We start from the raw sequence: 12,610 nt of genomic DNA, 5'->3' as shown, positions 1-12,610 counted from the left end.
CACCAATCAAAAGTTGACGAACGGACGCAAGGCTCGTAATCTATCCGGTTAGATACCTGATACGACAGATTGGCTTCCAATGAAGAAGAACCTGCTCGCCGCGGCCGCCGCCGCTATGGCCGCTGTGCTTGCCCTCGCTGGTTGCTCTGGACAGGATGGCGCGGCGCCTTCAGAAGCAGCATCGGGCACTGTCCGATTCGTGGCCACCGATGACCCGTCGAGCTACGACGCGGTGATCGCGGCTTTCGAGAAGGCTCACCCTGACGTCAAAATCGAGTACTCGCAGATTCCGTTCGACCAGTACAGCTCGACGATTCAGCAGCGCATCGGCGCTAAGGATGAGACGATCGATATTTACGCGGTTGATCAGCCGCGCTTGGCGCAACTGGCTGCGCAGGGATACCTTGAAGACTTGTCGGCGCTCGACGAATCGACCAAGAGCGCGGTCAGCGACGTGGCTTACAACGTCAGCGTGTACGACGGCAAGCTGTACGCCCTGCCGATCACGACTTCCACGCAGCTGCTCTTCTACAACAAAGACCTGCTGGACGCCGCGAATCTCTCATACCCATCGTCAGACGTCGATGCGCGCGCGACATGGGAAGAGATCGCCGAGAACGGTGCGGCAGTGCAGCAGACCGGTGCGAAGTATGGCCTGTTGCTTGAGCAGCCCGACTCGTACTACCAGATCCAGCCCCTAGTGGAGTCGGCCGGTGGTGGCTCGGGCTTCACCGGTGATGACAACCTGGGCGTTGACGTGACCAACAAGGAGTGGGTCGAAGCGATGGACTGGTTCGCCGATATCTTTGACTCCGGTCTCTCCGCTCGCGGCATTGGCATCTTCCAGACCAACGCCGTGTTTGCAGATGGCAACGTGGCCTACTTCGTGGGTGGCACTTGGAACCTCGCCAACTTCGACGCTTCTGAGGTGAACTGGGGCGTCGCTCCGATGCCGTACTTCAACGGTGGGACCGTTGCGACGCCTACCGGATCATGGTCGTTGGGCCTCAACCCCGCTTCGCCGAACAAGGCGGCAGCGCAAGAGTTCATGGAATACATGGCGCTCGACGCCGAGGGCAGCTACCTGACGAGCGAGTCCGTCGCGAACCTGCCCGCCAACACGGCCGCGCTCGAGCAGACTCTGCCCAACCTTGACGCACTTGCGGGTGAGCGCAGTGCGGGCGCCGGTGACATTGTCGGCTATGAGGCGAACACGACTGCCGTACCGCGCCCGGTGAGTGTCGGCTTCCCCCAGTTCGAGGATGCGATCAACAAGGCAATCGCAGACATTCGCAACGGCTCAGACGTTACAGCTCGGCTTGGTCAAGCGCAGCAAGAGATCACTGATGTGTGGGCGCGGCTGAAGTGACGCACACAGCGCTGAAACGCCGTGTGAGGGTGGGGCGTACCCGCCCTCGCACGGCCCGCGGCAATCTGTGGGTGGCGCTCGGGTTTCTTGCCCCCGCCCTCATTGCGCTCGCGCTGCTGCGGCTCTTGCCCGCAGGCGTTTCTCTGGTCGAGAGTCTCTACCGCACCAGCATCCTTAACCCCACCCCGACGTTCGTGGGGCTCCAAAACTACACCGAGCTGTTCACCAATGCTGGCTTTCAACAGTCCATCTTGGTGACGCTTATTTTTTCAATCATCATCAACCCGCTGCAGGTCGTTGCCTCATTCCTGCTTGCGGTGCTGTTCACGCGCCGTACGGCAGGGTCCCGGATCTGGCGATCGCTCGTGATCGTTCCCATTGCAGTACCTCCCGCGGTTTCTGCTGTTGTCTGGAGCGTGATCTATCGCCCAGACGGTCTAGCCAACTCGTTCCTCTCGCTGTTTGGAATTCCGGATCAGCCCTTCCTGTCTTCGGCGCAGCAAGCGCTACCCGCCGTTATTGTGCTGCTGTGTTGGGTGGGTGTCGGGTACTGGATGCTGTTTCTCTGTGCAGGGATCAACGACATCCCACAGGAAATCTTTGAAGCCGCAGACCTCGACGGTGCGAGCGGTTGGCGCAAGACCTGGGCAATCACGCTGCCCATGGTGCGTCGTCCTCTCGGGTTCGTGCTTGTCGCAACGACGGTCGCAAACTTCACCGTATTCGCGCCGATTCAAATCCTCACCAAGGGTGGACCCAGCGGTTCGACGAACCTGCTCATGTACGACCTGTACAACCGTGCCTACTCCTTAGGCGACCTCAACACGGCCCAGGCTGAGGTGCTCGTTCTCGTGCTCATAACCCTGGCCGTAGTTGCGATCCAGTTCCGCATGATGAGGAGCGCAGACTAGTGGCACAAACGAATATTCGACGCGGCCCGCGGTCTCGCACCATCACATACGTCCTACTGTCAGCGTTGGCCGCCGCGGTGGGGCTGCTGTTTCTGGCACCACTGTGGTGGGCCTTCATTAATTCGCTCAGGCCTTCTGTCGAGACCTTCAGCTACCTCGACCCGCTGCAGTGGCAAACCTTCTTCACGCTGACACCTACGACACAGAACTACGGCGCGCTGCTGTCGAGCGACCTGGGTCGTGCCACCGTCAACTCGCTCCTGGTGAGCGGGCTAACGGTCATCGGGGGACTGGTGGTCTGCTCGATGGCGGCCTTCGCTCTCGCAGCAATTCCCTTCCGGGGGCGCGGCGTTGTTTTCGTCATCGTGCTGGTGAGCTTTTTGATCCCGTTCGATGCGATTGCCATCCCGCTCGCAAACATCTTCCGGGATTGGAACCTCGTCAACACTTTTGTCGGGCTCATCCTTCCCGGGATCGGCAACGGCATGGCCATTCTGCTGATACGCACGTTCTTCCTCGCGATCCCCAAGGAGCTCGTGGAGGCGGCACGACTGGATGGACTGGGGTGGTGGGGAATCTTCCTCCGGGTGTACCTGCCGCTATCGGTGCCCGCTCTCATTGGTGCGGGCTTGACTCTCTTCTTGTTCCAATGGCAGGCCTACGTCTGGCCGCTGCTGATGGGAACCGATAAGGGGCACATCCTCGCTCCGATCGCACTGGCGAATCTGCAGGGGCAGCACACGGTCGACTATGGTGTGCTCTTTGCCGGCGCGATCGTGCTCACACTCATCCCGCTCGCGCTCGTGCTCGCTTTCCAGCGTTACTTTGTGCAATCGACAGCCACCACGGGCATCAAGTAACACTCACTGCTGCGCTGCAGCACACTTCCTTCCATGAACAGGACCTTCGTCATGCCGCGACCTTTCCAAATTATTCTTGACACCGACCTGGGATCAGACGTCGACGATGCTATGGCGCTCTCCGTCATACTCGGCAGCGACGATATCGACCTCGTCGCGGCAACTACCGTCTACGGTGACGCTTTACTGCGGGCACGCATGGTGAAACGGTATGCGGCCCTGGCTGGCGTCTCGGTGCCCACCTACGTGGGTGAATCGACGCCGCTCTCGGGTAGAGACGTTTGGTGGGCGGGGGTCGAGGGCACGCTCCACACGGGGCTTGAAACCGAGACTCCGGACCAGGGGTCGGCGGTGCAGAAGATGGTCGAAGCGGTCAACGGTCGGCCGGGGGAGATCGACATCGTTGCGATCGGGCCGCTCACGAACATCGCTTCAGCAATCGCCGCATCACCACAGTTCGCCGGTAACGTCAGGCACCTGTGGATCATGGGAGGTTCATTCGACGGTGGCCCTGGCGTCGATGGGACAGGTATCGAACACAACCTGCGCAGTGATGACGTTGCCGCGGCGCGCGTGTTCGCCGCAGAAATTCCGACCACTGTGACCGGGCTTGAAGTCACCGAGCAGATTGAGATCGCGGCCGATCAGCTCGACCGCATCCGTCAAGCTGGGCCCGTCGGGGCGGCACTCGGTGCAGATATCGCCCAGTGGTGGGAGTATTGGAACCGTGACAAGAACGTCCCTCACGATCCCATCACGGTGCTCACCATGACGCGCCCTGAGCTGTTCACATTTAGCGCCAGTGGGCGCGTAGAAATTCAGGTGGGCGGTGCAGGTGGTGGCCGAAGCGATTTTCATGCCGACCAGGCAGGCACAGTCAGACTGGTTACCGGCGTGAACATTCCCGCCGTGACCGAAGCGATCGTTTCTCACATCGAACGTCTGGCGCAGCTGAACAGCAAATGAACCGCAATTTGAAGCCTGTCTGGGGGTGCGTAGGGTTTGGCGTCTTCCTGGGGTTGTTGCTGCTCACCTACGTCTTGGTGGCGACTAACGTGCTCCACGGAGGCTGGTGGATGCCGTGTCTCTTGGCGACCATGACCGCCGGGATTGCGCTCGCGACCACCTCTCTAGTTAGGCGTGAGCGCAAAGGCTTCGCGGTCGCGACACTCATCCTCGCGCTCGCCCTGCCGGCGGTGATTTTTCTAGGACTCGTGGTGTTCTTCAGTTTCATTTACGTCGGGTAGCTAGGCGTTCTGCGGTTATGACCGCGCTCCCATGGACCACATATTTCGTGGCTGCTGCGGCGCAAACGCCCCACAATGTTCGTCGCGAATACTACATGACTATCCATGCGCAAACAGGTTCACTGTCTCACGATGATGCAAACTTGGTGACGCGTATTTTTACGCCCACGCCCTCGTGCTCTATCGCGCGCAACAGCGAAGGCGAAGCCTGGGCCCTCTATGCTTCCGTGTTCATTTCTCACTGATCTGAACCAAACATCAACAATCTGACGTTGGACTGAATGATTCCGACGCGGTATTGCGTCGTTTTCATGTTCGACGACAGCACCGCAGGGGCTGCGCGCCCTCACTCAGAATGGATCTTAGTTGACTTCTCCCTCTCCTCTCACATCGAGTTCGAGAGCAGGCTTGAGCGCAGGCTTGAGCGCAGGCGCGAGCGCAGCCTCAGCTCCCGCCACTGAGCCTGATGCCAAACCAGGGGCCGCTGCGGCTCGTAATATTGATTGGCATGTTGCGGGCTGGAGCTTAGGCATTCTCGCGGCCTTCGTCATAGCCGCGCTAATCGTTCCTGACGTAGTCTCCGACGCTGTCAACGTGGGATTCACCAAGGCTGCCGCGTGGTTCGGGCTGTACTGGCAGTACCTGCTCCTTTTCACCTTCTTCGTAGCCGTAGCCTTGATCTTCACGCCGTGGTCGAAAGCGCGCTTGGGAGAGCTGAAGAGCCCCGAGTACAGTCGGTTCAAGTGGGTGGCCATGATCATGACCACGTTGCTTGCCGGTGGCGGTGTGTTCTGGGCCGCGGCCGAGCCGCTTTACCATTACATGTCGGTGCCGCCGTTCTTCGAAAACCTCGAGCAGACCCCTATGGCTGGTGTGTTTGCGGCGTTAGCGACGAGCTTTGCCGACTGGGGGTTTCTCGCTTGGGCGATTCTTGGCTCCCTCGGCGCGATCGTCATGATGATCGCCTCCGAAAAGGGACTCCCGATGCGGCCGCGCAGCTTGCTGTACCCGATTCTTGGTCAGAAAGCGGCGACCAGTCGGATCGGCGCCATCGTAGATATCGTGTGCATCATCTCGGTCGCGGCAGGCACGATCGGCCCGATCGGGTTTCTGGGGCTGCAGATCTCTTACGGGCTGAACTTTCTCTTCGGGGTCCCTGACGTCTACTGGGTGCAGCTCGCGATCATCGCCGTTCTCACCGCGGTCGCAGGGGTGAGTGTGTTCTCTGGAATTAACAAGGGCATTCAAATCCTGAGTCGTGTGAATGTGTGGATGGCGCTCGGGCTTATGGCGCTCGTGGTCATGCTCGGCTCGGCTTGGTACCTGCTCGAAGCCTTTGTGGGTGGGTTTGGCATGTACCTTTCGAATTTCGTTCCGCTGTCTCTGTACCATGGCGACAGTGCATGGCTCGCGAGCTGGACGGTCTTCTTCTTTGGCTGGTTCCTCGGCTACGCGCCGCTGATGGCTATCTTTGTGGCCCGGATCTCACGCGGACGCACGGCTCGCGACCTGCTGCTCGGCACCGCGGTGCTCCCGCCGATCGCGACCGCCGTCTGGTTTAGCGTCTTGGGCGGCACAGGAATCTATCTTGACCAACAAAATCCCGGATCAATCACCGGGGCGCTTGCAGAAGCCGGGCTCCCGGCCGCCATTATGGCCATCACCTCAGAGCTTCCGCTGTCGATGTTCCTCGCGATTACCTTCCTTGTGCTCACCATGACGTTTGTGGCGACCACGGCCGACTCAATGTCGTTCGCGATCTCCCAGTCTTGCGTGAAGGGCGACGCGCCTTCACCGAAGCTGCGTCTTACATGGGCGATCTTGCTGGGTGCCGCGGCTGCGGTTCTTATCTCGATCGGTGATGGGGGCATCGGTGCGTTGCAGTCGGCGATTGTGATCACCGCGGTACCCGTGGGGTTCGTGATGCTACCGTCGCTCATTGGAGCCCCGTTCTTGTTGCGCAAGCTTGCCATCGAACAAGGTGTTGCGGGGCGCGCGTAGACGCTCGTACGATGAGCGGTGAGGTTCTCACCATGACTCGTAATGAAATGCTCCCGCCGAGTCGCATTGAAGCGTTCTCCGACGGCGTGATTGCCGTCGCAATCACGCTGCTTGTGCTTGATCTCACGGTGCCTGACCCGAATAGCGCGGGCGCTCTGGGGGAGCGTCTTCTTGCTGAATGGCCCAGCTTTGTGGCTTATGTCGTCTCGTTCGTGGCGATCGGCATCTTCTGGATCAATCACCACACGATGGTGCGCCGGCTCGCCAGTGTGGACCACTCTGTTCTCGTGCTGAACGTGTTTCTCCTGTTGAGCATTGTGGTTCTCCCGTTCACGACCTCACTACTCGCCACCTATTTGAACAGGCCCGCGGGTGGCCATCTCGCTGCTGTGGTGTATGCGTTGTCGTTGTTCGTGGCATCATCGCTGTTCTTCCTCATGCAGTGTCACCTTCTGCTGCGACGCAGGTATTTGCTGCGATATCCCCCCACAGCTCTGCAGGTACGTTTCATATTGGTTCGTGCCGCGTTGGCCTTGCCCGCCTACCTCGTTGCGGGTGGTCTGGGGTTGGTGTCGCCCTATCTCACGCTCGCTGTTTGCATCTTGCTGGGTGTCTTCTACCTGCTGGCACCACCGTCAAGTGGGTATCCCGAGGCGCCGCCAACAGGCACGACAAGCGGCTAATGGCGAGGGCTCGCCGAAGAGCGGGCGCGGCCCCGACTTGACAGGTTGGATACCCCTGTGGGTATAGTGAGGGCGTGTAAACAGATACCCCTAGGGGTATCTGTCTTGCCGTGAATCTGTGTGTCTCACAGCATTCGCTCCCTGTGCGGCTAGCGGCCCCGCGGTACTCGCGCGTAGCCTGACTGCATCCAAACATGTTTCACCGAGAGAGTTGGAGACCCGACCATGCTGCTTGAACGCATCTATGACGAAGACCTGGCGCAAGCGAGCTACTTCATTGGATGCCAGGTGAACGGCGAAGCCATTGTGGTCGACCCGCGCCGCGACACCGATGTCTACCTCGACCTCGCCGCGAAGAACGGCATGTCGATCGTCGCCGTCACCGAGACTCACATTCACGCCGACTACCTTTCGGGCACCCGCGAGCTCGCCGCCCGCACTGGTGCACAGATATACGTTTCTGACGAGGGAGGCCCAGCTTGGATGTACGGCGCAGACTTCGACGGCGCCACCCGCATGAAGCACGGTCACCGCATCACCCTCGGTAACATCACCGTCGAAGCTTCACATACGCCCGGTCACACCCCCGAGCACATGTCGTTTCTTGTTACCGACGGGGCGCAGGCGACCGAGCCCGGGTTTATGCTCACTGGTGACTTCGTCTTCGTAGGCGACGTCGGCCGTCCCGACCTGCTCGACGAGGCCGCGGGCTTCGTTGACACCAGGTTTCAGGGGGCTAAAGACCTCTTCGCGAGCCTGCGCGACAGGTTTCTCACACTGCCCGACTATGTGCAGGTGCTGCCCGCCCACGGCTCGGGGTCTGCCTGCGGCAAAGCCCTCGGCGCGATCGCGGCCTCCACCGTCGGCTACGAGCGCAACTTCTCGTGGTGGGGTGCGTTCCTCAAAAACAATGACGAACAAGGCTTCGTCGACGAACTACTGAGCGGGCAACCCGACGCCCACGCCTACTTCGCGCGCATGAAGCTCGAAAACAAGACCGGCCCGGCCGTCATCGGTGAGACCCCCGAACTCATCGAATACACCGCGAACGACCTCAAGGATGCGCTCGCCGCAGGGACCGTGATTCTCGTCGACACGCGCCACAACAGTGAGGTCCACGAGGGCACCGTCGCGGGCGCACTCAACATTCCCGGCCCCGCGAAGGCCGCAAGTTACGGTGCGTGGGTTGTCGACCCGCAGCGCGAAGCACGCCCAATGGTGCTGCTCGCAGACTCCAGAGAAGCAGCGCAAGAACTGCGCGACCACCTGGTGCGCGTGGGCATCGACACGGTGCGCGGGTTCGTCACCTCCTTTGACGGGCTCGAGCTGGTGCAACCCGAGCTCATCGCGCCAGCAGAGCTCGACGGGTTAGACCGCGCGCTGCTGCTCGACGTGCGCAACCGCACCGAGTACCAGGCGGGTCACCTGCCCGGCGCGCACCAGCTCTCGGGTGGTCGCGTGCTGTGGCATCTCGATGAGCTGCCACAGGCGGGCGCGGGCACGATCGTGTCGTACTGCCAAAGTGGCGTGCGTAACAGCGTCGTCGCGAGCGCCCTGCGCGCCCGCGGCTACGATGTCGCCGAGCTCGACGGCAGCTACGCAGCCTGGGTTGCTCAGCCGGGCAACACCCCAGCTGAGGGCAGCTCGCCAGGTGCAATCGCGACCGGTGCGATCGTGCTCGATGTGCGCACCCCCGAGGAGTATGCGTCGGGGCATCTCGAGGGCGCCCAGGTGCTTGACTTCAACGGCGGAGACCTCGCCGCCGCGATCCCCACCCTTGACCCCGAGGCTGAGTACGTCGTCTACTGCCGCTCGGGCAACCGCTCGGGCCAGGCCATCGAGCTCATGGCGCAGGCCGGGTTCGAGCACCTCACCAACCTCGGCTCGCTCGACCAGGCCGCGGCCGCGACGGGCCTGCCCGTCGCGCGCTGAGTCGCTGCGGGCTGAGCCGGGGCACCTCGCGCTGGGCTGCCTTTCGCCCCGCTGGGCTCGGGCGGCTGAGTGGCTACGGCGTGCGGGGGCGCGGGCGTTCTATGATCCGGATCCCTCGACCGCAGCGATCACCGTGCCCAGCTCGTCGCGCAGCGCGACGAGCCGTTCGAGCGGCAGGCCGAGCCGCTTGATGACCGCGGGCGGCACACCCAAAGCTTGTTCGCGCAGTGCCTGGCCAGCCTCGGTTGTGACGAGGGCAAACGTGCGCTCGTCGCCCGCGACGGGCACGCGCTCGATGAGGCCGGCGTGCTCGAGCCGTTTGATGATCGGCGACAGTGACGCCCGGTCGAAGTGGAGGGCCTGGGCGATGTCGCCAAAACGCATGGGGGCGCGCTCCCAGAGGGCGAGCATGACCAGGTACTGCGGGTGTGTGAGTCCGAGGGGCTCGAGGATGGGGCGGTATGCGCCGATCACGCTGCGACTGGCGATCGCGAGGGCGAAGCACACCTGCTGATCGAGTTTGAGCAGGTCGTCGGGGAGGTCATCCATGTTCACCATGCTATCTCGTTAGTGCGCAAACGAACTGTGTTAGGGTTTCGTTTGTGCGCGAACGAAAAAGACGATTGTGGCATGAGACTCGCTGGGACGGGCTGCCCGGGTTTGGTAATGCGCTGCGCCGACTGCTGTACCAGTTTGAGGGTGCCGCGCAGTTGGGGGACCCCAACGAGCCGCCGTATGTGCCGCCGGCGAACCCCAAGTGCCCGGTGTGCAACGAACTGATGGCGGACCACCGGGTTGACCGTGGCGGGCCTGGCGAGCGAACGCATTTGCGGTGCCCGAAGCCCGGCGCGGCGGCGGCCAGTGCCGGCGACGGTGCTGACTCCGCTTAAATCGGTGCGGGGCCGCCGGTGCCACCACGAGGCAGCATCGAAATGACGAGTCGGCCCGATAAATGCGTACTTATCGGGCCGACTCGTCATTTCGATGCCGACTCGTCAGTGCGAGGTTGCGCTGGGCGCTGGACTGGGCGCTATGCGCGGTGTGACGCAAAGCTGAACGCTGCGGGGGCTACGCCCGCACCCACACTGAGGTCTGCGAGCACGCGGCCCACCGCGGGCACGAACTTGAAGCCCTGGCCCGAGAACCCGGCTCCCACCGTCACGCGGCCCGCGCGGTCGAGCACAAACCGCTCTGACGGAGTCATCGTGTAAGTGCAGCTCACCTCGATGGCCGAGTCTGCGTCGAGGTCGGGAAACCACTCGTCGACGTATGCGCGCAGTTGGGCACGCGCAGCATCGGGTGCCCGAAACTGGCGCTGATCGGGGTCGACGGTGTTGCCCGTCGCGTGAAACCCTACCTTGATGCCTTCGCCGGGCGTGAGCATGCCGTAGACGTTGCCCGCGTATCCGGTGAGCTCTGTGGCACGCCGAAAGTGGTTAAATGACGGCCACCCAGCGCCGTCGAAACGTTCGCGCACGGCGAAGTGCGCGGGATGCTCTTCGGTGACCCGCAGCGGCGGCAGCTGATCGGCCACCGCGAGCCCGCCGAGCACCGGCTCGCTCCACGCACCGGTCGTCACAACGACCCCGGGTGCCTCAAACTGCGCGGTCTCGCCGCCCGGCAGGGAGGCTGTTACGGTGACGCGATCCGGAGCTTCATTGATCGACGTGACCCGGTGCTCGTAGCGCAGATCGGCGCCGTCAGCGGTCGCGAGCGCGCCGATCACCTCGAGCGCGGTGCGCGCGTGAATGCGGCCCGCGTCGCGATTCACGAGCACCTCACCCTCGAAGCGCATGCCCGGCCAACGGGCGGCAGCGGCCGCGGGCGTGATGAGCTCGGTGGCGGCGTCGCGGGCAGTGAGGGCAGCGTGGGCGGCGCGCACGCGGGCGGGGTCGCCGTGCGTGACGAGCCCGCACATGGTGAGCAGCTGCTTGCCCGAGCGGCGCTCGAGCGCGCGCCAGAGCGTGAGTGCCTCGTCGTAGAGGTCGAGGTAGTGGGGCTCGGCGTAGGCGTTGTTCATGTTGCGGGTGGCGCCGTGCGAGGCGCCGCGCTCGTGGCCGGGCGTGAAGCGCTCGAGCATGAGCACGCGCAGGCCACGCACCGCGAGTTGCCAGGTGGTCGCAAGTCCCATCGCGCCGCCGCCGATCACGATGCGGTCGAAGTGTTCGGTCATGGCCCCCAGCCTAGCGAGCGCGTGCGTGGTGGGTTGCGCATTGCGCGGCGGGCGTTCGGCGGGCGTTCCGCGGGCGCGCATGCGGGATTCGTGGGATTCTTGGGGTATGGATCTTACGGTGTCGCGGGCGCTCACGATTCCGGCGGGCGAGCTGGGGTGGCGATTTTCGCGCTCTTCGGGGCCGGGCGGGCAGCACGTCAACACGTCAGACAGCAGGGTTGAACTGACATGGAGCGTTGCGGGGTCGGCCGTGCTCACCGGAGGGCAGCGGCAGCGACTGCTTGAAAAGCTAGCGCCCAGGCTTGTCGCGGGGGCCATCACGGTAGCGGCGTCTGCCGAGCGCTCGCAGTTGCGTAATCGCGAGATCGCGCTCGAAAAACTGGCTGCGCTTGTGCGCGAGGCGCTGGCCCCAGATGCTCCGACTAGGCGCGCGACCAAGCCCACGCGCGGGTCGAAGCGTCGCCACCTGGCGGCAAAAACGCGCCGGTCAGAGACGAAGAAGCTGCGGCAGCGGCCGCGCGGGGAATAGTTCGCGCCCGGAGGCTTTGCAGCCGCTTGGCGCGCGTGCTGCTTGGCGCGCGTGCTGCTACTTGTCGAGCGCTGCCTCGATCGCGTTCGGTAGATCGTTGGGATCGGTGAGCGTGAGCTGCTTGCCGTCGAGGAAGAACGTGGGGGTGCTGTTCACACCGAGGGCCGTGCCGGCGTCGAGGTCTTGTTGCACGCGCGCCTCGGTGGCGGGGTCTGCGACCGCCTTGTCGTACGCGCTCATGTCGAGTCCGAGCTCTTCGGCGTAGCCGCGAAACCGCGCTGCCTCTGAGGTCTGTTGCTCGCCCCACTCGGCCTGCGACTGCAGCATCTGGTGAAACATCTCTTCGAACTTACCTTGCTGTGCGGCCGCCTCGACCGCAACGGCAGCGTTCATCGAGTTGAAGTGCCCGCCGAGCGGAAAGTAGCGCACCACGTAGTTGATCTTGCCGTCGTAGTACTCGCGCACGTCTTCAACGTAGGGGTAGAGCGCGCCACACGCCTCACACTCGAAGTCGAGAAATTCGACCAGGGTGGGCGCATCTTTACCCGCGTCATCGAGCACGTGCGAGTTGTCGGCCACGGTCACAGCGGGCTTCGAAGGGCTCGTCACCACCTGGGTGGGCCGCGACGCAATCGACATTGAGATGACGAGACCCACCACGATGAGCACCACCGGCACGGTCACAAGCATCGCTCGCATCGACGTGCTGAGACGCCGCTTCTGGGGGCCCGCAGTTGGCTGTGTCATTGTGGTCGTCTCCTCGTGTGGGGCAGGCAACAGTAGGTTCAGCCATCAGCCTAAGCGAGGTGCAGCTGAATAAACGCGGGGGCGGCGGTGAGCAGTGAGTGGCAAGATGGGGCACAGGTTGATTCAACGGCGGGGCGACCGAGGCTTCGCGACCTTGG

13 protein-coding genes and 1 pseudogene are annotated in these 12,610 nt (G+C 62.9%); 11 read left to right on the top strand and 3 right to left on the bottom strand.

Going from position 1 to position 12,610, the window contains the following annotated elements:
• Nucleotides 1-79 precede the first annotated feature (79 nt).
• From ACXR2T_RS04170 to ACXR2T_RS04130, 9 genes and pseudogenes are all read left to right on the top strand, one after another.
• Nucleotides 80-1,369 (top strand): sugar ABC transporter substrate-binding protein, encoded by a 1,290-nt coding sequence (locus ACXR2T_RS04170; protein WP_458838000.1) that lies wholly within the window; start codon nucleotides 80-82, stop codon nucleotides 1,367-1,369.
• Nucleotides 1,366-2,280: a carbohydrate ABC transporter permease gene (locus ACXR2T_RS04165; RefSeq protein ID WP_458837999.1), complete on the top strand. Its 915-nt coding sequence runs from the start codon at nucleotides 1,366-1,368 to the stop codon at nucleotides 2,278-2,280. Before ACXR2T_RS04170 ends, ACXR2T_RS04165 begins: the two co-directional genes overlap by 4 nt.
• Nucleotides 2,281-2,345: 65 nt before the next feature.
• Nucleotides 2,346-3,140: a carbohydrate ABC transporter permease gene (locus tag ACXR2T_RS04160; RefSeq protein WP_458837998.1), complete on the top strand. Its 795-nt coding sequence runs from the start codon at nucleotides 2,346-2,348 to the stop codon at nucleotides 3,138-3,140.
• Nucleotides 3,141-3,173: 33 nt separating this feature from the next.
• Nucleotides 3,174-4,106, top strand: a complete 933-nt coding sequence (locus tag ACXR2T_RS04155) for a nucleoside hydrolase (protein WP_458837997.1) — start codon at nucleotides 3,174-3,176, stop codon at nucleotides 4,104-4,106.
• Nucleotides 4,103-4,387 carry a hypothetical protein gene (locus ACXR2T_RS04150; RefSeq protein WP_458837996.1) on the top strand — a complete coding sequence of 95 codons (285 nt, stop codon included), beginning with the start codon at nucleotides 4,103-4,105 and terminating at the stop codon, nucleotides 4,385-4,387. The genes ACXR2T_RS04155 and ACXR2T_RS04150 overlap by 4 nt, the downstream gene beginning before the upstream one ends.
• 366 nt (nucleotides 4,388-4,753) lie before the next feature.
• Nucleotides 4,754-6,388, top strand: a complete 1,635-nt coding sequence (locus tag ACXR2T_RS04145) for a BCCT family transporter (RefSeq protein ID WP_458837995.1) — start codon at nucleotides 4,754-4,756, stop codon at nucleotides 6,386-6,388.
• A 32-nt stretch (nucleotides 6,389-6,420) separates the two neighbouring features.
• Entirely contained in the window at nucleotides 6,421-7,071 is a 651-nt protein-coding gene (locus tag ACXR2T_RS04140; protein WP_458837994.1) for a TMEM175 family protein, read from the top strand.
• Nucleotides 7,072-7,296: 225 nt separating this feature from the next.
• Nucleotides 7,297-8,706 (top strand): annotated as a pseudogene (locus tag ACXR2T_RS04135) (MBL fold metallo-hydrolase); the annotation flags it as partial.
• Nucleotides 8,707-8,745: 39 nt separating this feature from the next.
• The gene (locus ACXR2T_RS04130; RefSeq protein WP_458838017.1) at nucleotides 8,746-9,003 is read left to right on the top strand and encodes a rhodanese-like domain-containing protein; all 258 of its coding nucleotides are present in this window, start codon (nucleotides 8,746-8,748) and stop codon (nucleotides 9,001-9,003) included.
• A gap of 99 nt (nucleotides 9,004-9,102) precedes the next feature.
• On the opposite strand, the gene ACXR2T_RS04125 is transcribed toward ACXR2T_RS04130, so the two are convergent.
• Nucleotides 9,103-9,561 carry a MarR family winged helix-turn-helix transcriptional regulator gene (locus ACXR2T_RS04125; RefSeq protein ID WP_458837993.1) on the bottom strand — a complete coding sequence of 153 codons (459 nt, stop codon included), beginning with the start codon at nucleotides 9,559-9,561 and terminating at the stop codon, nucleotides 9,103-9,105.
• A 44-nt stretch (nucleotides 9,562-9,605) separates the two neighbouring features.
• Between ACXR2T_RS04125 and ACXR2T_RS04120 the strand changes: the two genes are divergently transcribed.
• The gene (locus ACXR2T_RS04120) at nucleotides 9,606-9,893 is read left to right on the top strand and encodes a hypothetical protein (protein WP_458837992.1); all 288 of its coding nucleotides are present in this window, start codon (nucleotides 9,606-9,608) and stop codon (nucleotides 9,891-9,893) included.
• A 140-nt stretch (nucleotides 9,894-10,033) separates the two neighbouring features.
• On the opposite strand, the gene ACXR2T_RS04115 is transcribed toward ACXR2T_RS04120, so the two are convergent.
• Nucleotides 10,034-11,176: an FAD-dependent oxidoreductase gene (locus tag ACXR2T_RS04115; RefSeq protein WP_458837991.1), complete on the bottom strand. Its 1,143-nt coding sequence runs from the start codon at nucleotides 11,174-11,176 to the stop codon at nucleotides 10,034-10,036.
• A gap of 106 nt (nucleotides 11,177-11,282) precedes the next feature.
• Here ACXR2T_RS04115 and arfB point away from each other — a divergent pair, with 106 nt between their 5' ends.
• On the top strand, nucleotides 11,283-11,705 hold the full coding sequence (gene arfB / locus ACXR2T_RS04110; protein ID WP_458837990.1) for an alternative ribosome rescue aminoacyl-tRNA hydrolase ArfB: 423 nt from the start codon (nucleotides 11,283-11,285) through the stop codon (nucleotides 11,703-11,705).
• Between the two features lie 57 nt (nucleotides 11,706-11,762).
• Here the strand turns inward: arfB and ACXR2T_RS04105 are convergent, their stop codons facing one another.
• A complete protein-coding gene (locus ACXR2T_RS04105) occupies nucleotides 11,763-12,452 on the bottom strand; it encodes a DsbA family protein (protein ID WP_458813907.1) in 690 nt (229 codons plus the stop codon).
• Nucleotides 12,453-12,610 lie beyond the last annotated feature (158 nt).

The sequence above is a fragment of the Leucobacter faecis genome (assembly GCF_054456635.2).
The sequence above is the reverse complement of the archived record's forward strand: the minus strand, read 5'-3'. Positions and strand labels throughout refer to the sequence as shown.

What these genes read in the sequence shown, in the direction of transcription:
- ACXR2T_RS04170 (WP_458838000.1), top strand. Translation starts at nt 80, where the DNA reads ATGAAGAAGAACCTGCTCGCCGCGGCCGCCGCCGCTATGGCCGCTGTG.
- ACXR2T_RS04155 (WP_458837997.1), top strand. Translation starts at nt 3,174, where the DNA reads ATGAACAGGACCTTCGTCATGCCGCGACCTTTCCAAATTATTCTTGAC.
- ACXR2T_RS04150 (WP_458837996.1), top strand. Translation starts at nt 4,103, where the DNA reads ATGAACCGCAATTTGAAGCCTGTCTGGGGGTGCGTAGGGTTTGGCGTC.
- ACXR2T_RS04140 (WP_458837994.1), top strand. Translation starts at nt 6,421, where the DNA reads ATGACTCGTAATGAAATGCTCCCGCCGAGTCGCATTGAAGCGTTCTCC.
- ACXR2T_RS04125 (WP_458837993.1), bottom strand. Translation starts at nt 9,561, where the DNA reads ATGGTGAACATGGATGACCTCCCCGACGACCTGCTCAAACTCGATCAG.
- ACXR2T_RS04115 (WP_458837991.1), bottom strand. Translation starts at nt 11,176, where the DNA reads ATGACCGAACACTTCGACCGCATCGTGATCGGCGGCGGCGCGATGGGA.
- arfB (WP_458837990.1), top strand. Translation starts at nt 11,283, where the DNA reads ATGGATCTTACGGTGTCGCGGGCGCTCACGATTCCGGCGGGCGAGCTG.
- ACXR2T_RS04105 (WP_458813907.1), bottom strand. Translation starts at nt 12,452, where the DNA reads ATGACACAGCCAACTGCGGGCCCCCAGAAGCGGCGTCTCAGCACGTCG.